Annotated in this window: 23 protein-coding genes; 12 read left to right on the top strand and 11 right to left on the bottom strand. The window is 72.1% G+C overall.

Annotation, left to right across the window (positions count from 1 at the left end):
• Positions 1 to 75 precede the first annotated feature (75 nt).
• The 3 genes from JK364_RS26665 to JK364_RS26655 all read right to left on the bottom strand — a co-directional run bounded on the left by JK364_RS26665 (position 76) and on the right by JK364_RS26655 (position 3,297).
• The gene (locus JK364_RS26665; RefSeq protein WP_372461992.1) at positions 76 to 759 is read right to left on the bottom strand and encodes a cytochrome b/b6 domain-containing protein; all 684 of its coding nucleotides are present in this window, start codon (positions 757 to 759) and stop codon (positions 76 to 78) included.
• Positions 743 to 1,477, bottom strand: coding sequence for a molybdopterin-dependent oxidoreductase (locus JK364_RS26660; protein ID WP_201853855.1), 735 nt, complete (start codon positions 1,475 to 1,477; stop codon positions 743 to 745). Before JK364_RS26660 ends, JK364_RS26665 begins: the two co-directional genes overlap by 17 nt.
• A 164-nt stretch (positions 1,478 to 1,641) precedes the next feature.
• The gene (locus JK364_RS26655) at positions 1,642 to 3,297 is read right to left on the bottom strand and encodes an FAD-binding dehydrogenase (protein WP_201853978.1); all 1,656 of its coding nucleotides are present in this window, start codon (positions 3,295 to 3,297) and stop codon (positions 1,642 to 1,644) included.
• Between the two features lie 71 nt (positions 3,298 to 3,368).
• Here JK364_RS26655 and JK364_RS26650 point away from each other — a divergent pair, with 71 nt between their 5' ends.
• The 5 genes from JK364_RS26650 to JK364_RS26630 all read left to right on the top strand — a co-directional run bounded on the left by JK364_RS26650 (position 3,369) and on the right by JK364_RS26630 (position 5,719).
• On the top strand, positions 3,369 to 3,560 hold the full coding sequence (locus JK364_RS26650) for a hypothetical protein (protein WP_201853854.1): 192 nt from the start codon (positions 3,369 to 3,371) through the stop codon (positions 3,558 to 3,560).
• A 49-nt stretch (positions 3,561 to 3,609) separates the two neighbouring features.
• On the top strand, positions 3,610 to 4,347 hold the full coding sequence (locus tag JK364_RS26645; RefSeq protein ID WP_201853853.1) for a hypothetical protein: 738 nt from the start codon (positions 3,610 to 3,612) through the stop codon (positions 4,345 to 4,347).
• 29 nt (positions 4,348 to 4,376) lie between these two features.
• On the top strand, positions 4,377 to 4,913 hold the full coding sequence (locus tag JK364_RS26640) for an NUDIX domain-containing protein (RefSeq protein ID WP_201853852.1): 537 nt from the start codon (positions 4,377 to 4,379) through the stop codon (positions 4,911 to 4,913).
• A 77-nt stretch (positions 4,914 to 4,990) separates the two neighbouring features.
• Positions 4,991 to 5,362: a YidH family protein gene (locus JK364_RS26635; RefSeq protein ID WP_307841392.1), complete on the top strand. Its 372-nt coding sequence runs from the start codon at positions 4,991 to 4,993 to the stop codon at positions 5,360 to 5,362.
• A gap of 18 nt (positions 5,363 to 5,380) precedes the next feature.
• Complete coding sequence (locus tag JK364_RS26630) at positions 5,381 to 5,719, top strand: DUF202 domain-containing protein (RefSeq protein WP_201853850.1); 339 nt, start codon at positions 5,381 to 5,383, stop codon at positions 5,717 to 5,719.
• 68 nt (positions 5,720 to 5,787) lie between these two features.
• Here the strand turns inward: JK364_RS26630 and JK364_RS26625 are convergent, their stop codons facing one another.
• The gene (locus JK364_RS26625) at positions 5,788 to 6,384 is read right to left on the bottom strand and encodes a short chain dehydrogenase (RefSeq protein WP_201853849.1); all 597 of its coding nucleotides are present in this window, start codon (positions 6,382 to 6,384) and stop codon (positions 5,788 to 5,790) included.
• A 69-nt stretch (positions 6,385 to 6,453) separates the two neighbouring features.
• Here JK364_RS26625 and JK364_RS26620 point away from each other — a divergent pair, with 69 nt between their 5' ends.
• Positions 6,454 to 7,350, top strand: a complete 897-nt coding sequence (locus JK364_RS26620; RefSeq protein ID WP_201853848.1) for a LysR family transcriptional regulator — start codon at positions 6,454 to 6,456, stop codon at positions 7,348 to 7,350.
• Between the two features lie 17 nt (positions 7,351 to 7,367).
• On the opposite strand, the gene JK364_RS26615 is transcribed toward JK364_RS26620, so the two are convergent.
• Positions 7,368 to 8,294 carry an NADP-dependent oxidoreductase gene (locus tag JK364_RS26615; protein ID WP_201853847.1) on the bottom strand — a complete coding sequence of 309 codons (927 nt, stop codon included), beginning with the start codon at positions 8,292 to 8,294 and terminating at the stop codon, positions 7,368 to 7,370.
• A gap of 331 nt (positions 8,295 to 8,625) precedes the next feature.
• Between JK364_RS26615 and JK364_RS26610 the strand changes: the two genes are divergently transcribed.
• Positions 8,626 to 9,648 carry a phosphotransferase family protein gene (locus JK364_RS26610; protein ID WP_201853846.1) on the top strand — a complete coding sequence of 341 codons (1,023 nt, stop codon included), beginning with the start codon at positions 8,626 to 8,628 and terminating at the stop codon, positions 9,646 to 9,648.
• Between the two features lie 7 nt (positions 9,649 to 9,655).
• Positions 9,656 to 10,870, top strand: a complete 1,215-nt coding sequence (locus JK364_RS26605; RefSeq protein WP_201853845.1) for an acyl-CoA dehydrogenase family protein — start codon at positions 9,656 to 9,658, stop codon at positions 10,868 to 10,870.
• 100 nt (positions 10,871 to 10,970) lie between these two features.
• Here the strand turns inward: JK364_RS26605 and JK364_RS26600 are convergent, their stop codons facing one another.
• From JK364_RS26600 to JK364_RS26585, 4 genes are all read right to left on the bottom strand, one after another.
• Positions 10,971 to 11,564 carry a TetR/AcrR family transcriptional regulator gene (locus JK364_RS26600; RefSeq protein ID WP_121825018.1) on the bottom strand — a complete coding sequence of 198 codons (594 nt, stop codon included), beginning with the start codon at positions 11,562 to 11,564 and terminating at the stop codon, positions 10,971 to 10,973.
• A gap of 30 nt (positions 11,565 to 11,594) precedes the next feature.
• Entirely contained in the window at positions 11,595 to 13,238 is a 1,644-nt protein-coding gene (locus JK364_RS26595) for a class I adenylate-forming enzyme family protein (RefSeq protein WP_201853841.1), read from the bottom strand.
• 78 nt (positions 13,239 to 13,316) lie between these two features.
• On the bottom strand, positions 13,317 to 14,108 hold the full coding sequence (locus tag JK364_RS26590) for an SDR family oxidoreductase (RefSeq protein ID WP_201853833.1): 792 nt from the start codon (positions 14,106 to 14,108) through the stop codon (positions 13,317 to 13,319).
• A 175-nt stretch (positions 14,109 to 14,283) separates the two neighbouring features.
• Entirely contained in the window at positions 14,284 to 15,324 is a 1,041-nt protein-coding gene (locus JK364_RS26585; protein WP_201853832.1) for a LysR family transcriptional regulator, read from the bottom strand.
• A 299-nt stretch (positions 15,325 to 15,623) separates the two neighbouring features.
• On the opposite strand from JK364_RS26585, the gene JK364_RS26580 reads away from it, so the two are divergent.
• Complete coding sequence (locus JK364_RS26580) at positions 15,624 to 16,937, top strand: serine-threonine protein kinase (RefSeq protein WP_201853830.1); 1,314 nt, start codon at positions 15,624 to 15,626, stop codon at positions 16,935 to 16,937.
• An 80-nt stretch (positions 16,938 to 17,017) separates the two neighbouring features.
• Here the strand turns inward: JK364_RS26580 and JK364_RS26575 are convergent, their stop codons facing one another.
• Entirely contained in the window at positions 17,018 to 19,852 is a 2,835-nt protein-coding gene (locus tag JK364_RS26575; protein WP_201853828.1) for a penicillin acylase family protein, read from the bottom strand.
• A gap of 200 nt (positions 19,853 to 20,052) precedes the next feature.
• Between JK364_RS26575 and JK364_RS26570 the strand changes: the two genes are divergently transcribed.
• Together JK364_RS26570 and JK364_RS26565 are read left to right on the top strand one after the other, a co-directional pair.
• A complete protein-coding gene (locus JK364_RS26570; protein WP_201853827.1) occupies positions 20,053 to 20,664 on the top strand; it encodes a hypothetical protein in 612 nt (203 codons plus the stop codon).
• Between the two features lie 219 nt (positions 20,665 to 20,883).
• Positions 20,884 to 21,345, top strand: a complete 462-nt coding sequence (locus tag JK364_RS26565; RefSeq protein WP_201853825.1) for a MaoC family dehydratase — start codon at positions 20,884 to 20,886, stop codon at positions 21,343 to 21,345.
• Here the strand turns inward: JK364_RS26565 and JK364_RS26560 are convergent.
• Positions 21,336 to 21,971 carry a TetR/AcrR family transcriptional regulator gene (locus tag JK364_RS26560; RefSeq protein WP_201853818.1) on the bottom strand — a complete coding sequence of 212 codons (636 nt, stop codon included), beginning with the start codon at positions 21,969 to 21,971 and terminating at the stop codon, positions 21,336 to 21,338. The two genes, JK364_RS26565 and JK364_RS26560, sit on opposite strands and share 10 nt — an antisense overlap.
• A 65-nt stretch (positions 21,972 to 22,036) precedes the next feature.
• Between JK364_RS26560 and JK364_RS26555 the strand changes: the two genes are divergently transcribed.
• Positions 22,037 to 22,432 carry a hypothetical protein gene (locus JK364_RS26555; RefSeq protein WP_201853816.1) on the top strand — a complete coding sequence of 132 codons (396 nt, stop codon included), beginning with the start codon at positions 22,037 to 22,039 and terminating at the stop codon, positions 22,430 to 22,432.
• Positions 22,433 to 22,560: the final 128 nt, after the last annotated feature.

Below are 22,560 nucleotides of genomic sequence, written 5' to 3'. Positions count from 1 at the left end.
CAGCCAAAGCCGCATAACGCTTGTTCTTGGACCTTTCTCTCGCATGCGACGATCATGGCACCGGGTGTCACGGGTTCAGCGCTCTCGGCGCTCCCGCGCGTCCTCGTCCGTACGCCACAGGGGGTGCTCCCGGGCCGCCCACCCCCGCTCGACCCGGCCCGTGCGCATCCCGCGCCGGGCCTCCGGATCGGCGAGCGCCTTGCCGATATGGCCGAGCAGGACGATGCCGATGGCCAGCGCCAGCCAGTCGTGGACGAAGGTGGCGCTGGTGCGCCACACCAGCGGGGCCAGACCGGTGAACCACATCAGCAGCCCGGTGCCCGCCATCACCAGCACCGCGCCCGCGATGTACCCCGCGTACAGCTTCTGCCCGGCGTTGAACTTCCCCGCCGGGCGCTCCTGGCGCCGGTGGTCGCGCCGCAGCGCCGCGCGCAGCCAGCGGCGGTCGTGCGCGCCGAACCGGTTGAGCCGGGTGAGATCGGCGCGGAAGGCGCGGGAGACGAGCCCGAGCAGGGCCGGGAGGGGCGTCAGGATGCCGGTCCACTCATGGACGGTGACGACGAGCTCACGCCGGCCGACGAGTTCGGCGAGCGCGGGCAGATAGAGACAGGCCGCGCTGACCACACACGCGCCCAGCAGCAGGGCCGTGGTGCGGTGGATCCAGCGCTCGGCGGGGCTGAACCGGAGCACTCGGGAGCCGCCGTCCCGGTCGTCGGCCCGCCGCACCGGCGCCATCGCCTCCTCAGGCGGTGGGGTCATCGTCGCGTCCGTTCGACCTGCCGACCCAGGCATCGACGTCATAGCCCCGCTCCTCCCAATAGCCGGGCCGCACCTCATCGGTGACGGTGATACCGGAGAGCCATTTCGCCGACTTGTAGAAGTACATCGGCGCCACATACAGCCGCACCGGCCCGCCGTGGGAGTGGCCCAGCGGCTTGTCCCGCAGCTTCAGCGTGACCAGCACGTCCGGCCGCCGCGCCTGGTCGAGGGTCAGGCTCTCGCTGTACGCGCCGTCGAAGCAGGTGAAGCGGACCGCCTTGGCCCCTCGGCGCACTCCGGCGGCGTCGAGCAGCGCCGACAGCCGCACCCCCTCGAACGGGGTCTCGGGCACCCGCCAGCCGGTGACGCACTGGACGTCGCGCACCAGGCGGGTCTGCGGCAGCGCGCGCAGATCGGCGAGGCGGTACGCGCCGGACTTGTCGACGAGTCCGTCGACGGTGAGGCGGTAGCTGTCGGCGTCCTTGTGGGGCACGGAGGAGGTGACGGAGTAGTAGCGGAAGCCGCCGCCGTTGGGGAGGAGTCCGGTCACCCCCGTCGGGTCCTTGTCGGCCACCGCGCCCAGGGCGGTCTCCAGCTTGCCCTGGAGCCAGGGGGCCGCGGCCATCGCGCCCGCGCCGAGGCCCAGCATGCCGAGGACGAGGCGCCGGCCGACGGGCGTGCCGTCGCCGTCGGGTCCGGCACCGGTATTGGGGTCCATGGATTGATGAGAGCACCGGGCGGGGGTGGTGCGCCATCTCCTGCCGGGATTCGTCAGACTTCGGTAAGACTTGGGGCCGGCGGACTTCGGTAGGGCTCTGGGGCCGGCGGACTTCGGTAAGGCCCTGGGGCCGGCGGCGTACCGGGGGGGTACGCCACTACCGGCTACCCCACCGCCTCGGCCGCCGCCCGGCCCGCCGTACGGCCCGAGAAGAGGCAGCCGCCCAGGAAGGTGCCCTCCAGGGAGCGGTAGCCGTGCACTCCGCCGCCGCCGAAGCCCGCCGCCTCACCGGCCGCGTAGACGCCGGGCAGCGGTTCGCCGCCCTCGGTCAGGACGCGGGAGGAGAGATCCGTCTCCAGGCCGCCGAGCGTCTTACGGGTCAGGATGTGCAGCCGCACGGCGATCAGCGGGCCCGCCTTGGGGTCGAGGATCCGGTGCGGGGCGGCGGTGCGGATGAGCCGGTCCGCGATGTACTTGCGGGTCCCGCGCAACGCGGTGACCTGGAGGTCCTTGGTGTAGGGGTTGGCGATCTCGCGATCCCGGGCGACGATCTCCCGGCGCAGTTCGGCCTCGTCGATGAGCGGCTCCTTGGTGAGCTCGTTCATCCGCCGGACCAGCGCGGGCAGCGACCGCTCGACGATGAAGTCCGCGCCGTGGTCCATGAACGCCTGGACCGGGCCCGGGGCCCCGGCCCGCCCGCGGCCGATCACCCCGCGGACGCTCTTGCCGGTGAGGTCCGGGTTCTGCTCGGAGCCGGAGAGCGCGAACTCCTTCTCGATGATCTTCTGGGTGAGCACGAACCAGGTGTAGTCATGGCCGGTCCGCATGATGTGCTCGAGCGTGCCGAGGGTGTCGAAGCCGGGGAACAGCGGCACCGGCAACCGCTTGCCGCGCGCGTCGAACCACAGGGAGGACGGGCCGGGCAGGATGCGGATGCCGTGCCGGGGCCAGATGGGGTTCCAGTTCTGGATGCCCTCGGTGTAGTGCCACATCCGGTCGCGGTTGATGATCCGTCCGCCGGCGTCCTCGGCGATGCCGAGCATACGGCCGTCCACATGGGCCGGGACCCCGGAGATCATCCGCTCGGGCGGGGAGCCGAGCCGCTCGGGCCAGTTGGCGCGGACGAGGTCGTGGTTGCCGCCGATGCCGCCGGAGGTGATGATCACGGCCTGGGCGCGCAGTTCGAAGGCGCCGGTGACCTCGCGGCCGCTGGGGCTGCCGCGCTCGGCCTGGCTGGGCTCGAGGATGTCGCCGGTGACGGTGTCGACCGTGCCCGCGCTGCGGGCCAGCCCCGTCACCCGGTGCCGGAAGCGCAGCTCGACCAGGCCGCGGGCGACGGCCGCCCGCACCCGCCGCTCGAAGGGGGCGACGATGCCGGGGCCGGTGCCCCAGGTGATGTGGAAGCGGGGGACGGAGTTGCCGTGCCCGGTGGCGTCGTAGCCGCCGCGTTCGGCCCAGCCGACGAGCGGGAACAGCCGCAGCCCCTGGGCGTGCAGCCAGGACCGCTTCTCGCCCGCCGCGAAGTCCACGTACGCCTCGGCCCAGCGGCGCGGCCAGTGGTCCTCCTCGCGGTCGAACCCGGCCGTGCCCAGCCAGTCCTGCCAGGCGAGTTCGTGACTGTCGCGGATGCGCAGACGGCGCTGCTCGGGCGAGTCGACGAGGAAGAGACCGCCGAAGGACCAGTGGGCCTGGCCGCCGAGCGACTGTTCGGGCTCCTGGTCGAGCAGGATCACCTTACGGCCGGCGTCGGCCAGTTCGGCGGTGGCCGCGAGGCCCGCGAGCCCCGCGCCGACCACGATCACATCCGCGTCGTACGCCATGGTGTGATGTCCCATTCTCGTGAGCCCGCCGACGGCCACCGGCGGTGTGCCGACGGTGTACCGCCGGAGTCATGACCGCCGATCCTGCCTACCGGCCAGTACGGCGTCAACCCGGGGTGTGGGAGCGGTTTCCGGCCGACGCCGTCCCCGCGCCGAATGGTCAACTTCCTCCGCGCAACCTGGGCGTGGAACAAAAGGCCACATTCGTTCACCGACATTGGACAGGGTTCGGCCAAACCGGCATCATCATCGACCATGGCTGACCGCTCCGTTGAGCACTCAGGGCCGAGGCCCGACGTCGAACGTCGTGTGGTGAACCCGACGCTCATCACGCCCGGCCCACAGCCCCTCGAAGCCGGGCCGCCCGTGGACGAGGCACAGGTGCTCCGCGGCGAGGTGGTCGGGCCCCGGCACGCCCGCCGCCGCCCGGCGGACAACCGGCGCAAGGCGGCCGCCGGGGCGATTCTGCTGTCGGCCACCGGCGCGGCCACCGCGCTCTTCATGCTCATGGGCAAGGACGCCCGCCAGGCGACGGCCGCCTCCGGCCACGACAGCTCGACGGCCGCGCCGGACGAGCCCGAGAGTCACGCCGTCCCGTACGCCGAGGCGGCGGCGGGCGAGACCCCGCTGCGCGGCGCCCGCGCCGAGCAGCCCGAGCCGCAGCCGCCGGCCGCCGCCCAGCCGACGGCCCAGGCCCCGGCGGGCGACTCCGCGCCCGACAAGCCCGCGGCCTCGTCGTCCGGCAAGGGCCGCTCCACCCCGTCCTGGCCGGGCTGGTCGTCCCGGGGACCGGGTGAGTACGACGACTGGCAGGACGCGGCCGAGGCGTTCGACAGCTGGGCCGAGCAGCAGGCCAGACAGCGCGGCCAGGACGACGGCTCCGGGCCGTACGGACCGGGGCAGGGCCAGGGCCAGGGCGGCGGTTACGGGGGCGGCTACGGCGGCGGGAACGGGAACGGCGGCGGAAACGGCCACGGCGGCGGCTATGGCGGCGGGAACGGCTACGGCGGGGGCTATGGGGGCGGCTACGGCGGTGGCCACCGACGCTGACCGCGCCCACAATCTGCTTGTATGGCGGTATGCCTGATCAGGAGCCGCTTTCCGCCAACGAACTGCTGGACATCGTGGACGAGCGGGATCGCGTGGTGGGCCAGGCCCGACGCGGTGACGCCATGGCCCACCGGCTCCGCCACCGCTGCGTCTTCATCCAGGCGCGGGACGCCCAGGGCCGGATCTTCGTCCATCGCCGCACCGCCGAGAAGCTGGTCTTCCCCTCGCTGTACGACATGTTCGTCGGCGGGGTCGTCGGCGCGGGCGAGGGCTACGACGAGGCGGCGCTGCGCGAGGCGGAGGAGGAGCTGGGGGTGCGAGGGCTGCCCGCGCCCGTACCGCTGTTCTCGTTCCTCTACGCGACGCCCGAGCACACGTGGTGGAGCCGGGTCTACGAGGTGCGCTGCGAGCCGCCGGTCGATCCGCAGGCCGAGGAGGTCGCCTGGCACACCTTTCTCACCGAGGAGGAGCTGACGCGGCGGCTGACCGAGTGGGAGTGGGTCCCGGACGGGTGGGAGGCGTACCGGCGGCTGGTGGAGTGGCGCCGTGAGAAGGTCGGAAAGTGACGGATTCTTCCGGGCCCTCGGAGCCTTCCCGCCACACCGAGCCGCGTGGCGGTGGCCGCCTCTCAGCGGTCACGGACATCCGGCTGTGGTTCGCGCCCGAGCGGCTGCGGGAGGAGGGGAGCACCCCCGACTACCGCTTCTCGCTCGCCAACGAACGGACCTTCCTGGCGTGGCTGCGTACCGCGATGGCGCTGGTGGGCGGCGGGTTCGCGGTCGACCAGTTCCTCCCGGAGACCGGCCGTCCGCAGCGGCTCGCGATGGCGCTCATACTGCTGGCGGCCGGCGCGCTGTGCGCCCTGCGGGCCATCAGCCACTGGGTCCGCTGCGAGCGGGCCATGCGGCGCGGCGAGGACCTGCCGGCCTCCCGCTTCCCGATCGTGCTGGGGCTCGCGGTCGGGGTGGTCGCACTGCTGATGGTGATCGTGGCCGCCTTCGGGTGGGGCGGGTGAGCCGGGAGGTGTGAGGCAATGCCGGAGGGGAATGGGACGGACGGATCCCGAACGCGGGACCGGGACCCCGGCCTCCAGCCGGAGCGGACGCGGCTGGCCTGGCGGCGTACGACGCTGGCGTGCGCGGTGGCCGCCTCGCTCGCGGGCCGGCAGACGCTGCACAGCGGTATCGACCCGGTCTCGCTCGTGGTCCTGGCCCTGGTGGTGCTGGCCTGGCTGGCCTTCCTGGCCCTGGCCCACCAGCGCATCCGGGCCATGCACGCGCCCCGGCCGCCCGCCCTGTCCCCGCGGGCGGCCGTGGCCGCGGTCGCCTGCACGGTCGCCCTGGCCGTCCTGGGGGCGGTCATGCTGCGGTAAGGCGGGCCTGGTGCCGGTGCTCGCGGGCACGGCCGACGGGCTGGCTGGCCGGCCGGCTGGGGACGCGGTCAGAGTTCGTAGACGCGTCCGGTCTGGGCGCCTTCGATGGAGCGGATGTATGCCTGGGCGACGTCGGTGAGGTCAACCGAGCCCATGCCGGGGAAGTACGCCCCGAAATCGGGCAGGGACTCGGTGAAGACGTTGGGGCTGACGGCGTTGATCCGCCGCGGTGCGATCTCGACGGCCGCGGCGCGGACGAAGGCTTCCACGGCACCGTTGGCCAGCGCGGCGGCGGTGCCGGTGCGAACGGGTTCGCGCACGGGAATGCCGGTGATCAGGGTGAACGAGCCGCGCTCGGCCACATGGGGCAGGCCTTGGCGGACCAGTTCGATCTGGGGGAGCACCTTGCCGGTGAAGGCGGAGCGCCAGTCGGTGGGCGTCATCTCGGACAGCGGTTTGTAGGGGACCTCGCCGGCGGCGCTGACCACGGCGTCCAGCGGGCCGGCGGCCTCGTACAGGGTGGCGATCTGCTCGGGGTCGGTCAGGTCGTGACGCAGGTCGCCAGAGGTACGGCCCACGGTCAGGACCCGGTGGCCGCGCTCGCGCAGGGTGGTGTGGAGGGCCCGGCCCAGGGTTCCGGCGGCGCCGATCAGCAAGATGTTCATGCCTTTGACGGTGGCACTCCCCTTGCCCGGAGGGAAATGCTTCTGATCAGGGACTTATGCTTGGGAGGCATGAATGTGGACATGCGGCATCTGCGGGCGCTCGCGGCGATCGGTGACGAGGGAACGGTGACCGGTGCGGCCCGTGCCCTGCACATCACCCAGCCCGCCCTGTCGCGAACTCTGGAGCAGTTGGAGAGCCGACTCGGGGTCCGGCTGGTCGAGCGCACGACCCGCCGCCTGGAGCTGACGGACGCCGGTCTGCGTCTGTGGGAGCACGCGCACCGCATCCTGCGTCAGCTCGATGACGCCCTCGCCGAGGCGGCCGCCCCCGCCGGACCGCCCCGGCCGCTCAGGCTGGCGTTCGCCTGGGCCGCTCTGGGCCGCCACACCGTCCCGCTGCTGCGGGCCTGGCGCCAACGGCGTCCGGAGGTCCGGGTGGAGATCCGCCGCCTGGACGACCCGGAGGCCGCTCTGCGGCGCGGCCTCGCCGACCTCGCCTTCCTGCGCGTCCGTCCGCACGACACCACCTCGCTCACGTTGGTCGAGCTCGCCAGCGAACCGCGTCTGGCGGCACTGCCCGAGCACCACCACCTGGCGGGCCGCGCCGAGCTGACCCTGGCGGACCTGGCCGATCAGATGGTGGCGCTGTGCTCCACGGCGGCCACCACCGGTGTCGAGCTATGGCCGCGAGGGCGGCGTCCGGTCACGATGGACGTGCCCGGAGTGGACGAGTGGTTGACGACCATCGCCACCGGCGAGGCGGTCGGGGTCACCTCCGAAGGCACCAGCCACCACCACCCCCACCCCGGCGTGCGCTACATCCCCCTGGCCGACGCCGCGCCCGTCCCCGTCTACCTCGCCCGGCCCACCGACCCGGCGCACTCCGCCACCGTGGACTTCGTCCGCCTGGCACACCACCACTTCGGCCATTCATCACCGTCGGACATTCATCACCGTCGGACATGAACACATTCCCGGACCCGTCAGTCCACGGTGATGGCGATCTTGCCTCTGACGTGGCCCTCCATGCTCAGACGCTGTGCGTCCGCCGTCTTCTGGAGGGGGAAGACCGCGGAGACCTCGACGCCGAGGGCGCCGCGTTCGGTGAGGTCGGTGAGGTCCTGGAGGTCGTCGGGGTCGGGGCGGACGAAGACGTAGCGGCCGCCCAGGCCGAGGACGGCGGGGTCGGCGATGGAGGCCAGGCGGCCCTCGGGGGCGAGGAGTTCGGAGGAGACGGCGAGCGCGTCGCCGCCGACGAGGTCGAGCACGGCGTCCACGCCGTTCGGGGCGAGGGCGCGGACCCGGTCGGCGAGCCCGTCCCCGTACGCGGTCGGCTCGGCCCCGAGCGCCCGCAGATACTCGTGGTTGCGCTCCCCCGCCGTGCCGATCACCCGCGCCCCCATGTGCCGGGCCAGCTGCACCGCCATCGAGCCGACCCCGCCCGCCCCCGCGTGCACCAGCACCGTGTCACCCTCGCCGACCCTCAGCGCCCGCACCAGCGACTGGTACGCCGTCAGGCCCGCCAGCGGGATGCCCGCGGCCTGCGTGAAGGAGAGGTTCCGCGGTTTGCGGGCGAGGGTGCGAACGGGCGCGGCCACGTACTCGGCGCAGGTGCCCCGGGAGAGGAAGTCCTCCCGTACGTACCCGATCACCTCGTCACCGGGCTGGAACTCCGTCACCGCCGGGCCCGGCTGCTCCACGACCCCCGCGACGTCCCAGCCGGGGATGACCGGGAAGACCGCGTCCAGGACCGGTTCGAGGTATCCGGCCTGCGCCTTCCAGTCGACGGGGTTCACGGCGGCGGCCCTGACCCTGATCAGCACGGAGTCGGGGCCGACCGTGGGCTCCGGCCGCTCCCCGTACTCCAGGATCTCGGGGCCGCCGTAGCGGCGGTAGCTGATGGCCTTCATGGTGGCGCTCCTCGCGGTCTTCGCGGTTCGTGGCGGGCTCGCGGTTGTCGTTCGCGGTTCGTCAGCGGGTTCGCGGCTTCCTTCGTGGGCTCGCGGTTGTCGTTCGCGGGTTCCCCGTCCCGGCGTGTTCTTGCCCGCTCCTCCCCTTCGACGCTCCTGCTCGCCCACCGCCACCGCAAATCCGCACCACATCGCGCCACCCACCGCCGCCCATCCCGCCGAACCAGAACCCCGCACCCGAGACCCACTGGACTACATACCGACTGGTCGGCATCATGAGGCGGGACGAACGGTCCGCCCGTTCCCCGTATACGAGTACGAGAGAGGTTCGATGAACGCAGGCAATCCCCCAGGGCTCGACCTCGAACGGCTCCGCGCCCACCTCGACCGCGAACGCGCGGGCCTGGTGCGCGGGCCGCTGAGCGCCGAGCTGATCGAAGGCGGCCGCTCGAATCTCACCTACACCGTTACCGACGGCACGTCGCGCTGGGTGGTCCGCCGTCCGCCGCTGGGCCATGTGCTCGCCACCGCCCATGACATGGCACGGGAGCACCGGGTGATCAGCGCCCTGCACCCGACGGCCGTGCCGGTGCCGGAGCCGGTGCTGCTGTGCGAGGACGAGTCGGTCATCGGATCGCCCTTCTACGTCATGGAGTTCGTCGAGGGCACCCCGTACCGCACCGCCGAGCAGCTCGCCGGCATCGGCCCGGAGCGCACCCGGCAGGTCGTGCTCTCCCTCGTCGACACGCTCGTGACGCTGCACTCCGTCGACCCGGCCGAGGTCGGGCTCGGCGACTTCGGGCGCCCGGAGGGGTTCCTGGAGCGGCAGCTGCGCCGCTGGGGCAAGCAGCTGACCGCCTCGCGCAGCCGGGAGCTGGCCGGGATCGACGAGCTGCACACCCGGCTCGCCAAGGCGCTCCCGGCCTCGCCCGCGCCCACGGTCGTGCACGGCGACTACCGCCTCGACAACGTCCTGGTGAACGCCGACGACCGGATCACCGCGATCCTCGACTGGGAGATGTCCACGCTCGGCGATCCGCTGACCGACCTCGGGCTGATCGTGATGTACAGCGGTCATCCGAATCTCGCCGACTCCCCCATCTCCTCCACCCAGGGCGCCCCCGGCCACCCCTCCACGGACGAGCTGATCCAGCGCTACGCCGAGGGTTCGGGGCGCGATGTCGGCGGCGTCTCCTGGTACACCGCCTTCGCCTACTTCAAGCTGGCGGTGATCCTCGAGGGCATCCACTACCGCTACACCCTCGGCCAGACCCTCGGCGCGGGCTTCGACCGCATCGGCGACATCGTCCCCGCCTTCATCGACCACGGCCTCACCACCCTCCAGGAGAGCTGATCCCGTCATGGACTTCGCATTCGACGCCCGGACCGAAGAGCTCCGCGCCAAGCTGCTCGCCTTCATGGACGAGTACGTCCGTCCCGCGGAGGCGGTCGCCGAGAAGCAGCGGGCCGCCCTCGACTCCCCGTGGCTGACCCCGCCGGTCGTCGAGGAGCTCAAGGCCGAGGCCCGCCGCCAGGGGCTGTGGAACCTCTTCCTGCCCGACGCCGAGTACGGCGCGGGGCTGACCAACCTCCAGTACGCCCCGCTCGCGGAGATCACCGGCCACAGCCCCCAGCTGGCCCCCACCGCCCTGAACTGCGCCGCCCCCGACACCGGCAACATGGAGGTGCTCGCCCAGTTCGGCGACGAGCGGCAGCGCAAGCAGTGGCTGGAGCCGCTGCTCGCGGGCGAGATCCGGTCGGCCTTCGCGATGACCGAGCCCGAGGTCGCCTCCTCCGACGCGACCAATATCGAGACCCGGATCGAGCGCGACGGCGACGACTACGTCATCACCGGGCGCAAGTGGTACATCTCCGGGGCGATGAACCCCGACTGCAAGATCTTCATCGTGATGGGCAAGACCGACCCGGAGGGCGCCGATGTGCGCCGCCAGCAGTCGATGGTGCTGGTGCCGCGCGACACCCCGGGCGTCGAGGTGCGGCGGGCGATGCGGGTGTACGGCTACGAGGACCACTACCACGGCGGCCACGCCGAGGTGGTCTTCGACCGGGCGCGGGTGCCGGTCAGCAACCTCATCGGCGAGGAGGGCGGCGGTTTCGCCATCGCCCAGGCCCGCCTCGGCCCCGGCCGGATCCACCACTGCATGCGGCTGATCGGCATGGCCGAGCGCGGTATCGAGCTGATGTGCCGTCGGGCCGTGGACCGGCAGGCGTTCGGCAAGGCGCTCGCCCAGCAGGGGCAGGTGCACGAGTGGATCGCGGACGCGCGGGTGGCGGTCGAGCAGCTGCGGCTGCTGGTGCTGAAGACGGCCTGGCTGATGGACACGGCGGGCAACCGCGCGGCGCACACCGAGATCCAGGCCATCAAGATCGCGACTCCGCGGACGGTGGTGGAGATTCTGGACCGGGCGGTGCAGTTGCATGGCGCGGGTGGGGTGAGCCAGGACTTTCCGCTGGCCGAGCTGTGGGCTGCGGCGCGGACGTTGCGGCTGGCGGATGGGCCGGACGAGGTGCATCAGCGGTCGCTGGCGCGGCGGGAGTTGAAGCGGTACGTGTAGCTGGGGCGGGGCGGGGTTTGCGGGGGCTCCGCCCCCGCACCCCCGGTCCTCAAGCGCCGGACGGGCTGGATTTTCCAGCCCGTCCGGCGCTTGAGGACGTTTACGGCCGTAGCGCGCGCATCAGGAGGTCGGCCAAATGGTCGGCGACCTCCTGGGGGGCCCAGCGGCCGCCGGGGCGGTACCAGGTGCCCAGGTGGTGGACGGAGCCGAAGTGGTAGTCCACCACCAGGTCCGCCGGGGTCCGGGAGCTGAACACCCCGGCCCGCTGCCCCTCCTCGATCAGCGCGCGGAACCGCTCGTGGTAGCGGCGCCGCTCGGCGCGCACCTGCTTGTGCTTCTCCGGGCTGAGTTGATGCATCGACCGGAAGAAGATGGTCGCGTCGTCGAGGTTCTCGATGGTGGTGACCACGACGTCGGCCGCCGCCTCCCGCAGCCGCGTCTCCACCGGCGCGTCGGCGTCCGCGAAGGCGTCCAGCCGCTCCTGCTGCAGCCGGAGCACCCGGCCGTAGATCTCGTGGAGCAGATCGTCCTTGGAGCCGAAGTAGTGGTAGAGCGCACCCTTGGTGACGCCCGCCGCCTCGACGATCTCCTGTACGGACGTCCGGTCGTAGCCCCGCTCCGCGAAGAGGCGGGTGGCAGCGGCCAGCAGCCGCTGTGGCACCGGCTGTCCGTCACCGTCCGTCGCTCTGGCCATGGTCGCCACCCGTTCTCTTCCTCTTCTCTCTCATCCTCGCAGTTCCCGCCGGAGGATCTTGCCACTGGTCGTCTTCGGCAGCTCGGGCAGGATCTCCACCTCGCGGGGGTACTTGTACGCGGCAAGCCGCTCCGCACAGTACGCGGACAGCTCGTCCGGTGTGACCTCGGCCCCTGATCGGAGGCTCACATACGCCTTGACCGTCTCGCCGCGGTACGCGTCGGGTTTGCCGACGACGGCCGCCTCCCGCACGGCGGGGTGAGTGTAGAGCACGTCCTCGACCTCACGCGGCCACACCTTGAACCCCGAGGCGTTGATCATGTCCTTCTTGCGGTCGACCACGTACAGCCAGCCGCCCTCGTCCATGAAACCGATGTCGCCGGTGCGCAGTTCCCCGCCGGGGAGGGCGGCCGCGGTCGCCTCCGGGCGCCGCCAGTAGCCGGGGACCACCATCGGGCCGCTGACGACGATCTCGCCCTGCTCGCCGAACGGCACGTCCCGCCCCTCGTCGTCCGCGATGCGCACGATGGTGTCGGCGCCGGGGACGCCGACGGCGAGGGTGCCGGAGACCGGGTCGATGGGGGCGCGGACCCCGGGCGGGACGCTGGCGCAGGGCGCGGTGCACTCGGTGAGCCCGTAGCCGTTGTGCAGATACGGGCCGAGGCCGGACTGGAAGCGCTCGACCAGCGCGGGCGGCAGCGGGGCGCCGCCGGAGGAGATGATGCGGAAGGACGAGAAGTGGTCGCGGGTGGCCCGGGGGTGGGCCATCAGCGCCATGAAGGCGGTGGAGGGGCCCACGGTGTAGAGGGGGCGGTGCTCGGCGAAGGCGTCGAGGACGACGCCGGTCTCGAAGCGGTAGGCCAGGGCCAGGGTGCCGGCTCCGGCCATGCACGCGCAGAGCTCGCAGACCATGCCGGTGATGTGGAACAGCGGGGCCAGCGCGAAGAGCGTCGAACCGGTGGGCAGCTCATGGAGGAGGTGCTGCCGGTCGGCGTTGTAGGAGATGTTGCCGTGGGTGTTGGTGGCGCCCTTGGGGGTGCCGCTGGTCCCGGAGGTGTAGCTGATCAGCGCGATGTCATCGGCGCCGGGGGCGGGGACGGACGGTGGGCGGACCCCGGCGCGGGCGACGGCGAGGAGGTCCTCGGTGTCCTCGGGGACCGGGATGGGCTGGTCGCGCAGCACCCGCTCGTCGTCGCGGGTCTGCAGGTCGCGGGCGTCGGCGGTGAGCGCGATGCGTACCGGGGACGCGGCGGCCGTGTCGCGTATGTAGTCCTCCCAGCCGTGGCGGGAGCAGACCAGGGCGCTCACCTCGGCGTCGCCGAGGATGTGCGCGAGCTCGGCGCCCTTGTACATGGGGTTGACCGGCACGACCGTACCGCCCGCCTTCCACGCCCCCAGCAGCGCGAGCACGAAGTGCGGGGTGTTCTGGAGCATGATCGCGACGCGGTCGCCGGGCCGGAAGCCGCGCTCGGCGAGATGGCCGGCCACCCCGTCCGAGAGCTCGTCGACCTCCCGGTAGGTCAGCCGTCCGTCGAAGTAGGCGAGCGCCGGATGGTCGGGGGCGGTGCGCACGGCGTCCCGGAACGCGTGCAGCGGACTCGGCCGCGGGACGATCGGTTGGCGCTGTTTCTCATTGAGCTGAGCGAGCCATGGCTGGTCCTGGTACGTGGTCATGGGTGCGGCCCTGTCTCGACGGGGGTGAGGGTGGCGGGCGGAGGGGTACGAAAGATACGGGAGCGCCGGGCCGCGGGGTCAGCCCGAGGTCCCGGACGCCGCCTCGATCGCCTCGAGATCTTCGAGCTTGCGCTGCAGCTTGTTGATGCCGCCCAGCCAGCGGTCGGTGTCGCCGGCGCGGGAGGCGTAGTGACGGGCCACCTCGGGGTGCGGAAGGATCAGGAAGCGCTCCTCGTCGATGCCCGCGAGGACGGCGTCGGCCACCTGCTCGGGCTCGATCGCGGAGGGCGCCAGCACCAGCTCCCCGGCGGTCCCGGAGGCGGTGAGCATGTCGGTGCGCACCCCCTGCGGGCAGACGGCGTGGACGCCGATGCCGCGGTGGCGGTAGGTGCCCGAGAGCCATTCGGCGAAGGCGAGCGCGGCGTGCTTGGAGACGGCGTACGGCGCCGAGCCGATCATGGTGAGGATCCCGGCCGCGGAGACGGTGGCCACGAAGCGGCCGCTGCCGCGCTCCAGCCACTCGGGCAGCAGTTCCCGGGCGGCCCGCACATGGGCCATCACATTGACGTCCCAGGACTGCTGCCACAGCGAGTCGTCGGCCTCGGGGCCGCCGTCGTGGCCGACGCCCGCGTTGGCGCAGAAGATGTCGATGGAGCCGCCCAGCGCCTCGCGGGCCGCGGGTACGACACCGGAGGCGTCACCGGGTACGGAGATCCCGCCGATCTCCCCGGCGACGGACGCGGCCTTGGCGGCGTCGAGGTCGTTGACCACGACCCGGGCGCCCTCGGCGGCGAAGCGCCGGGCGAGGGCGGCGCCGATGCCGCCGCCCGCTCCGGTGACCACTACACGCGCCCCACGCACGGTACCCACGATTCGCAGCTCCTCGGATCGGCTCGACTCGACTCGGATCGGCTTCCGCCCGGTTCGGCTCCTGCCCGGCACGGCTTCCGCCCAGCGCAGACTAACCAGTCGGTATGTGTAAACGGAAGAGGCATATCCGCCACCGCGCGGACGGCCGCGGGGTTACCCGCCGACGACTGGCGGGTTACCGGCCGGGGCGCTCCTTGCGCATGACGCTGCGCCACCGCGCGTTCTCCCCGGCGAGCGCGCTCCACAGCACATTGAGCGGATGGCCGGCGTCCTGCGCGCTGCGCTCCCCGGCCCGTACGAACACCCCGACCAGCACTTCCAGCTCCGGCCCCATGCCATCGGTCAGCTCCAGGGTGCGCAGCCCGGCACCGGCCCGGATCCGCCCGTGGGCCACCGCGTCGCCGATGCCCTCGGTGACCAGCACACAGCCGCGCAGCACCCCCGAGGAGAGCAGCTCGAGACCGTACTGCACGGTGTCGATCTCGGCCGCGATATGCAGCTCCTGGCGGTAGCGGGCGCCGAACCAGCCGCGCAGGAAGCCGGGTATGAGGCCGTCGGCGGAGACCGCGAGCGGCAGTCCGGGCAGCTCGCTCACCGGGACCGAGGGTCCGGGCAGCTCCTCGGCGTCGATGTTGGTGACCAGGGACAGCCCGCTGCGCCGCCACTCCATCACCTCGAAGCCGTCGAGCCGGCCGTCGTGGCCCGCCGTGGTGAGCACGCTGCCGCAGACCAGGTCGAGTTCCTTGGCGTCGAGCCGCTGGAGCAGATCCCGGGTGCGCACATGCTCGACCTTGAGCTCGACGCCCCGGCCGTCGAATTCCGCGGTGACCAGCTCCACGGCATTCAGCAGAAAGCCGAGGGTGTAACGGGTGGAGCCGACCACGAGCCGGCTGCCGAGCCGGCGGCGGGAGTCGTGCAGCCCCTCCCGCCAGTCCTCCAGGGTGCCGCGCGCGAGTCCGGCGAGCGACTCCCCGGTCGCGGTGAAGAGCACATTCTGACTGCGTCCCCGTTTGACCACCAGCGGCTCTCCGCACAGTGCGCCGAAGTTCCGGTTCAGGGTGTCCAGTTGTTTCTGCACACTGGACTGCTCCCGCCCCAGCAGCCGGGCGGCGCCCAGCGCGGTGCCCGCCTCATGGACCGCGAGCAACGTCCTGAGCTGGTCCATCGTGGTGTCCAGCAGCGCCGTCGGGTACTGCCATCGATCTTTTAAGGGCATTCCGGCCTTCCGCTCGAAGAGTATTCGGCACCCCAATGACGTTTCCGTTCGCAGCATAGTGCAGCGCCTTGTCATGTACTGATCCCGAGTACAGCGGCGATATTCTTCCGATGGATATTCGGGAATTCCCTATCGCCGGACGGTGACGGAGCCCGGCATTCCAGGTTCCGCCCGTCCCATTCCGGGTAAGTCGAACGGCTGGCCGATTGTCCGACGGCGACCGTACGCGTGTCGTATGGCCAGCGGTCGGAGCAGTTGGGACGATGCACGCACATCGGACCATCCGAGGGGAAAGAACGATGACGGGGATGAGCGTAAGGCCGTACTGGGAGCTGAGATTCGACGCGGACGGGGACGTCGACACCCGGCAGCGGGACCGGCTGCTGGAACAGGCCGCTCAGCAGGAGCTCACCGATCTGGTGGTGTTCTCGCACGGCTGGAACAACACCCGGACGATGGCCACACGACTGTACGACCGCTTCTTCGCGCCCTTCCCGGGGCTGCTCGGCGAGGCGGGCCCGGCGCGGCCGGGCTATGTGGGAGTGGTGTGGCCGTCGATGCGGTTCGCCGACGAGTCGCTCGGGGGGTTACCCCGGGAACAGGCGCCCGGGGCGCCGCCGGGGCTCGACGCGGACACCCACCGGGCGCTGGACCTGGTCTTCCCGGGGCGGCAGCAGATCGTGGCGCGCCTCGCGGAGCTGCTGGCCGAGCGGCCGGAACGGCCGGTGGCGCTGGACGAGTTCGCGGTGCTGCTGCGCGGTCTGGTGCGGGTCCGCGGGATGTCCGGCGGCGCGGGGGACGTGGCGGACACGGACGCGGAGCCGGACGAGGACGGCGTACCGGCGATGTTCGGGGAGGACGTGACCGAGGTCTGTGAGCGGTTCGCCGCCGCGCTCACCGAGGCGCGCGGGAAGACCGACGCCGAGGACCGCGCCGTCTTCGACAGCGGGCTCGGCGGCCTCTGGGACGGGGCGCACGAGCTGCTGCGCCAGGGGACGTACTACGTGATGAAGCGGCGGGCCGGCACGGTCGGGCGCGAGGGCCTCGGGCCGGTGCTCGGCGCACTCGCGGCCCTCCGGCCCGCGCCGCGGCTCCATCTGGTCGGCCACAGCTTCGGCGGCCGGCTGGTGTCGTTCGCGCTGACCGGGATGGCGGAGGGCGCCACGGTGGCCTCGGTGACCCTGCTCCAGGGGGCGTTCTCGCACTACGCCTTCGCCGAGCGGCTGCCGCACGCCGCCGACCGCGGCGGGGTGCTGCACGACGCCCCGCGCCGGGTCAGCGGGCCGGTGGTGTCCTGCCATTCGCGCCATGACACGGCGCTCGGGCTGCTGTATCCGGTGGCGTCGCGGGTGTCCTGGGACGATGCCTCGCTGCTGCCGGGCGACATCCGCTGGGGGGCGATGGGGTACGACGGCGTCCGGGCGGTGGCGGACTGCCCGCGGCTGGAGCTGGCCGAGGCGCTGGACGGCCCGTTCCCGGACGGAGGCTGTGTGAGCGTCGATGTCTCGGAGGTGGTCCGGCACGGTGTGCCGCCGGCCGGGGCGCACAGCGACATCTGCCATGAGGAGCTGGCCCGGGTGGTGCTGCGCGCGGGCCGGATCGGAGCGGGGTAGCGGACCGGAGCGGGGTAGCGGACCGGGGTAGCGGACCGGGGCGGGGCCTCGCCGGGTGCGAGTCCCCGCCCCTCAGGGCCTCAGCGGTGCGCCGGGAACTCCACCACCTGCTGGAAGGTGGGCCGGTTCTGCCAGCTGATCTTGTCGTGGGTGAGCCCGCCGACCGGCCGCTGGATGATGGCGTCGGCACACCACTGGTCGCCCGCGGAGCAGTTGTCGTCCCCCGGGTAGACCTGGGCGGCGGTCTTGCCCACGGCCGTCTTCAGGCTGGTCAGCAGGGCGTCACGGCAGGCACCGAGCTGTCCGCCGCCGCAGTACGGGCGGGCCAGCGGGCCCTTGACGTCCTCGCCGAGGACCGTGCGCAGATCCTTGTCGACATAGGACCACCAGCCGTACTGGAAGGACGACCCGGCGTGCGAGCCGGTGGGGCCGTGTCCGGCCGAGGGCGCTTCGTCGACCGTCAGATTGGCGCGCAGCGCGTCGTAGAGCCCGTCGCCCAGGCCGGACTTGAACTCGGCCTCGACCAGCAGCGGCCACCAGGCGTCCATGATCCGTACCGCGTCGGCGTGCCCGTAGGTGTGCGAGCCGGCGCTGGTCTCATGGCGCTGTGAGCCCGCCGACTGCCAGGAGTCCAGCTGCTGTACGGCCGTGGCCAGCTGGGGATCGTCGATGGGCTTGGAGCGCACCACCTTCAGCAGCTCCGGCAGCACGTCCTCGCCGCGCAGATCGGTGACGGCGGCCTCGGCCATGGCCCGGGTGAGCGCGGAGCGGGTGACACCGCCCTTGCGGACCAGGGCGCGCACCCGGTCGTCGAGGAGGTTGCCGCGGTGCACCGAGCCGTTGCCGAAACCGGCCGCGCTGTAGTCCTTGGCCAGCTTGTTGTTCCAGCTGATGTAGTAGTCCTGGTCGATGGACTGGGGGTGTTCGGCGGGCGGGGTGGCGGCGGAGGTGTTGTCCTTCGGGTCGAAGTCCCGCCACTCATAGGCGGTTTCGGCCTTCACCGGCAGCGAGGAGTCGACGTCCGCGGCGCGCACCGGGTTGAGCCCGCTGTTGTAGTAGCCGGTCTGCCGGGAGTCGGCGTAGAACCAGTTGAAGGTGTAGTTGATGTGCTGTGCCGCGCTCTGGAAGGACTTGGCGTCGGTCACATAGCCGGGGTCGTTGAGCATCTGGAAGCCGACGATGGAGTCGGCCTCGTGGCGGTAGGTGGAGCGCAGCACGGTGTAGGCCACCGGTTTGCCGCCGACGGTCGCGCGATGGGTCACCAGCCCGTACTTGGTGCGGTAGACCTGCATCCGGTACGAACCGGCGGCGGTGGAGTCGGCGAGGGTGGGCTTCCAGGCGTTGCGCCGCTCCAGCTTGTCCATCTGCACGCAGTCGCCGCGATAGCGGTAGTACGTGGAGTCCTTGGACGGCGCGGAGCCGTCCGGGGAGCAGAGCTCGACCGCGTAGGTGTCGGTGATGTCCTGGGCGGAGGTGGTGGCGCTCCAGGCGTAGTCCTGGCCCCGGCCGAGCTGGACGTACATCCCGACCCCCGCGAAGGAGGCGCCGCGGGCGCTGATCCCCGGGCCCTGGATCTCCTGGAGCATCAGCAGCTGCGGGGCGAAGTAGCCGGTCTGGGGGCCGAAGACGGCCACCGGGTGGCCGCTCTCGGTGTACTTGCCGGAGACCACGAGCGCGTTGGACATGCCCTTCTTGCGGCTGAACAGATCGCGGGGCAGCACCCCGTCGTCGTAGATGCCGCGCAGCGGCTCCAGGGACGACTTGGGGGCCTTGACCTGGGTGCGGGCCTTGGTGGCGGCGCCGCCCTCGCGGTCGTAGACGAGCTGTTCGGGGGTGACCGAGCCGCTGTCGGGCAGGGCGGTGCCCTTGGGCGCGGCGGGCTTGCCGGCGTACGGGAAGCTGCCGTCGCGTACGGTCAGCGCCGCCTCCGGGTCGTTGCGCTCCCGGAAGGACTCCCACACCTTGGTGCCCTCGGCGAGGCCGTACTTCTGCTGGGCGGCGAGCAGCGAGAGCGCGCCCTCCACCTCGCCGCCCCCGCCGTTGCCGAAGAGCGCGCCGACGACGGAGGCCAGCGCGATCAGGTCGGTGAGCTTGAACGGCTGGATCTCACCGGCGTTGGTGATCGCGTCGATATGGCCGGTGAGCACGTACTCACCGGGGAAGTACCGGCCGTCCTTGGACTTCTTGGCGTAGGCGTTGATCCCGTCGACATACGCCTGGGCGTCGGCCAGCGCCTGGCGGCCGCGCTCCCCGCCGGTGGCGAGGATGTAGTCGATCTGCGCCTGGTAGTCCTCTTCGGTGTACGGCGCCTGGCGGAAGAAGTCCTGTTCCAGGCCCTGGTTGGCGGGGGCGCCACCGGCGAAGGGGGTCAGCTCGCCGCGGCCCACATGGCGGAAGAGGTCCATCAGCCACAGCCGGTCCTGGGCGGCGGCGTATCCGGCGCCGTACTCGGTGCCCTCGCGGGTGGTGCCCTGGATGTGCGGGACGCCGGTCTTCTTGTCGCGGGTGATCGTGACGTCGTCGCGCGGCTTGGTCACGGAGGCGACCTGGTCGGCGGGGACTCCGAAGGAGGAGTCGTTGAAGAAGCTGTTCAGCTTGTCGTCGGTGAGGGTGGGGTAGCCGCTCGCCAGATCGCCGTACGGGCCGAGCTGGTCGGCGGTGTGCTCGGGGTGGGTGCCCAGCACCCGGTTGGCGAGGATGTCGGCGAGGGTGGCGTTGCCGGTGGCGCCCGGCGGGAGGATGTCGGAGCACTGGCCCCGGCAGTAGTCGGTGGCGGCCGCCGCGGCGGGCTGCGCCCGGGCCGGCTGGGGCACCGGGGCCGCGAGGGCGATGCCGAGGCCGAGCGCGGCGGCCGCGGCGAGCACGGTACTGGTGAGCCTGCGGGTTCTGGTGGGCCTGGGGGTTCGTCGTCGCATGTGCGCTCCTCCCGATTGCCGTCGGACGGAGGTTACCGGCGGTATTAGCGGCCCGGAAGGTGAGCGGGCGTCAACTTCTTTCCATTTGCGGACGGATGAGGACTGCCCGCGAAGATCCAGGGAATTCGATGGATCCGGATCGCGCTGCGTTACGTCCATTCGACAACGAGTCGGGTCCGCAATCGCGGAGGTGGTAGGAAGTGGCCGGTTTCAGAGCACTTGCCCGAGAGGTTCGCAATCCACGCAGACACATCACCGCCCGGCGCACATCGCTGCGCAAATGCCTGGAACGGTTCGCGCCGTACGGGCACCGGGCGACCTGGCATCATCTGTGCACCCGCTCCGGGATGACCCCGGAGGATCGCAGGCCGGACCCCCTACGACTGCTCACCGCCCTTGAGGAGCTCGAGGAGGCCCGCACACTGTGGCTCGCGTACGAGGCGGACTTCGCCGCCCGGCGCAGGCAGGAGAAACTTCTCGGCATCCGGCAGCCGAGCGCTGTCGACGACTGGCATCTGCGCACCTGGGGCGGATGCGACATCATTCCCTGCGAGAGCCCCTCGGCCCATCCCGGCGACCGCCTCGCGGATGTGCTGCGACGGCTGATCGCGGCGATGGAGTCGGGCCCTGGGGCGGCCTGCCCGGTATGCATCCGGCCGGGCCTGGTCTGGCGCGAGGACCTGGACCGCTATCCCTCGGCCGGGCCGGTCTGCGCGGACTGCGGCATCGTGGTGCCGCTGCCGCTGCTGACCACCGAGGCCCTGGCGGCGGCACGGCGCGTGGTCCGGATGAGCCGGTACGCCGCCGTATGACACCCGGCCGCCCCGGCCGGGAGCGCGCTCGTCGGACCCTTTGAGCATCGGACGACCGGCGAGCGCGCCGGAATCACCCTGAGACAGCCGTCGATCACCGACGCCCGTCGATCACCGACGCTCGCCGATGGCCGCGTCGGCGCGGGCCGCGTTGACAGGGCCCAGGTCAGCCGACCATGCTGAGCAGTCGCTTAGTGAGTGGTTGCCCGGGAGGCACGTATGGCAGAGCCCAGGATCTTCACCTCGCCCGATGAACTGCGGTCCGCGGTCGGCGAGGAACTCGGCCCCAGCGACTGGCTGGAGATCGACCAGAAGCGCATCGATCTGTTCGCCGACGCGACCGGCGACCACCAGTGGATCCATGTGGACCCGGAGCGGGCCGCCGCCGGTCCGTTCGGCACCACGATCGCGCACGGCTATCTGACGCTGTCCCTGCTGCCGTCGTTCACCCCGCAGCTGCTGCGGGTCGAGGGCGTGCGCATGGGCATCAACTACGGCGTCAACAAGGTCCGCTTCCCCTCCCCCGTCCCGGTCGGCTCCCGGCTGCGCGCCACCGGCCGCATCGTGGAGGTGGCCGAGGTCAAGGACGGTCTCCAGATGACGCTGACGGTGACCCTGGAGCGGGAGGGCGGCAACAAGCCGGTGTGCGTGGCGGAATCCATCGTCCGCTACTACGTCTGACCGCCGCCGGCGCCCACCATGCGCAGCACCAGACCCGCGTAGAGGTCGCCGACCTCATCGGGGGTGCTGCGCCCGCCGGCGTTGAACCAGCGGGCGACGTCGATGCACAGGGACAGCACCGCGACCGTGGTGCCACGGACGTCCGGGACGTCGAAGACGCCCGCCTTCACCCCGTCCTCGATGATCGAGCGCACCGCCCCGTCCGTGGCCTTGCGGACCGCGATGACCTCGGCGTGGTGCTCCTCCGCGAGCGCGCCGAGCTCGTACTGCACCACGCGCGCGGTCGTGTGGTGCTCGGCGTGCCAGCGGACGAAGGAGCGGACGGCGTCGGCCAGCCGCTCGGCGGGGGTGCCTTCGCTGTCCCGCGCCCGCTCCACGATCGTCAGGGCGCGCTCATGGCCGACCTTGCTGATCTGGTAGAGCAGCTCTTCCTTGGTCTTGTAGTGGATGTAGAGCGCGGCCGGGCTCATTCCGGCGCGGCTGGCGATGTCCCGGGTGGTGGTGGCGTGGTAGCCACGCTCCGCGAAGGCGTGCACGGCGGCGCTCACCAGCCGCCGGGCGGCGTCGGGGGTGATGTCGCCCCAGGGCTCGACCTTGCCTCCGGTGTTCTTGGGCTCCGCGTCCATGGCGCACACCCTACACGGAGAGTGAGCAAGCGCTTAGGCCCTGTCCGGGGCCGCGGTGGACGCTCATGGGCCGCCGCCGTCTCGGTGCCCACCCGGCCGGGGAACTCCGCGCCCACCGGCCCGACCAGCGCTACGCGCGCTTCGCCTCGGGGGACGCCGGCTACGTCTCCGTGGTGCCGGAGACGGCCGGCGCGGACGACGCGGACCGGCTGGTCGGCGAGATCCGTTCGCAGAAGGTGCCGTTCAAGGCGCTGGTGGGCGGAGCCGCGGCCACCAACAACACCGCCCCCGCGCCGCGACAACGACCGGGCTCTCACCGGCTGACCGGCCCACGACGCATGGCGGCTCACGGGTCCACCGCCCGGCACCCCGGGCGGCGGACCCGCCGCAGGCGGGCGGCCCGCCACGGGCCGCCTCCCGCCGGGCGGCCGCACGCGAGCCCGCTCACACGTGCCGTCTAGGGGGTCCGACGGATCTTTCCCCTACCCGCCCCTTCCCGACACCAGGGGGTCCGCCCCTGGACCCGGGATCCAGGGGCGGACCCCCTGCCACGCGGCGGAGCCGCATACCGATACCCCGACCCGGGGCC

This window comes from Streptomyces endocoffeicus, from assembly GCF_016741935.1.
Taxonomy (GTDB): Bacteria; Actinomycetota; Actinomycetes; order Streptomycetales; family Streptomycetaceae; genus Streptomyces; species Streptomyces endocoffeicus.
This window is presented reverse-complemented; position numbering and strand designations above follow the sequence as displayed.

What these genes read in the sequence shown, in the direction of transcription:
- JK364_RS26665 (WP_372461992.1), bottom strand. Translation starts at nt 759, where the DNA reads ATGACCCCACCGCCTGAGGAGGCGATGGCGCCGGTGCGGCGGGCCGAC.
- JK364_RS26660 (WP_201853855.1), bottom strand. Translation starts at nt 1,477, where the DNA reads ATGGACCCCAATACCGGTGCCGGACCCGACGGCGACGGCACGCCCGTC.
- JK364_RS26655 (WP_201853978.1), bottom strand. Translation starts at nt 3,297, where the DNA reads ATGGCGTACGACGCGGATGTGATCGTGGTCGGCGCGGGGCTCGCGGGC.
- JK364_RS26650 (WP_201853854.1), top strand. Translation starts at nt 3,369, where the DNA reads ATGACCGCCGATCCTGCCTACCGGCCAGTACGGCGTCAACCCGGGGTG.
- JK364_RS26640 (WP_201853852.1), top strand. Translation starts at nt 4,377, where the DNA reads ATGCCTGATCAGGAGCCGCTTTCCGCCAACGAACTGCTGGACATCGTG.
- JK364_RS26630 (WP_201853850.1), top strand. Translation starts at nt 5,381, where the DNA reads ATGCCGGAGGGGAATGGGACGGACGGATCCCGAACGCGGGACCGGGAC.
- JK364_RS26625 (WP_201853849.1), bottom strand. Translation starts at nt 6,384, where the DNA reads ATGAACATCTTGCTGATCGGCGCCGCCGGAACCCTGGGCCGGGCCCTC.
- JK364_RS26620 (WP_201853848.1), top strand. Translation starts at nt 6,454, where the DNA reads ATGAATGTGGACATGCGGCATCTGCGGGCGCTCGCGGCGATCGGTGAC.
- JK364_RS26615 (WP_201853847.1), bottom strand. Translation starts at nt 8,294, where the DNA reads ATGAAGGCCATCAGCTACCGCCGCTACGGCGGCCCCGAGATCCTGGAG.
- JK364_RS26610 (WP_201853846.1), top strand. Translation starts at nt 8,626, where the DNA reads ATGAACGCAGGCAATCCCCCAGGGCTCGACCTCGAACGGCTCCGCGCC.
- JK364_RS26605 (WP_201853845.1), top strand. Translation starts at nt 9,656, where the DNA reads ATGGACTTCGCATTCGACGCCCGGACCGAAGAGCTCCGCGCCAAGCTG.
- JK364_RS26600 (WP_121825018.1), bottom strand. Translation starts at nt 11,564, where the DNA reads ATGGCCAGAGCGACGGACGGTGACGGACAGCCGGTGCCACAGCGGCTG.
- JK364_RS26595 (WP_201853841.1), bottom strand. Translation starts at nt 13,238, where the DNA reads ATGACCACGTACCAGGACCAGCCATGGCTCGCTCAGCTCAATGAGAAA.
- JK364_RS26585 (WP_201853832.1), bottom strand. Translation starts at nt 15,324, where the DNA reads ATGCCCTTAAAAGATCGATGGCAGTACCCGACGGCGCTGCTGGACACC.
- JK364_RS26580 (WP_201853830.1), top strand. Translation starts at nt 15,624, where the DNA reads ATGACGGGGATGAGCGTAAGGCCGTACTGGGAGCTGAGATTCGACGCG.
- JK364_RS26575 (WP_201853828.1), bottom strand. Translation starts at nt 19,852, where the DNA reads ATGCGACGACGAACCCCCAGGCCCACCAGAACCCGCAGGCTCACCAGT.
- JK364_RS26565 (WP_201853825.1), top strand. Translation starts at nt 20,884, where the DNA reads ATGGCAGAGCCCAGGATCTTCACCTCGCCCGATGAACTGCGGTCCGCG.
- JK364_RS26560 (WP_201853818.1), bottom strand. Translation starts at nt 21,971, where the DNA reads ATGGACGCGGAGCCCAAGAACACCGGAGGCAAGGTCGAGCCCTGGGGC.
- JK364_RS26555 (WP_201853816.1), top strand. Translation starts at nt 22,037, where the DNA reads ATGGGCCGCCGCCGTCTCGGTGCCCACCCGGCCGGGGAACTCCGCGCC.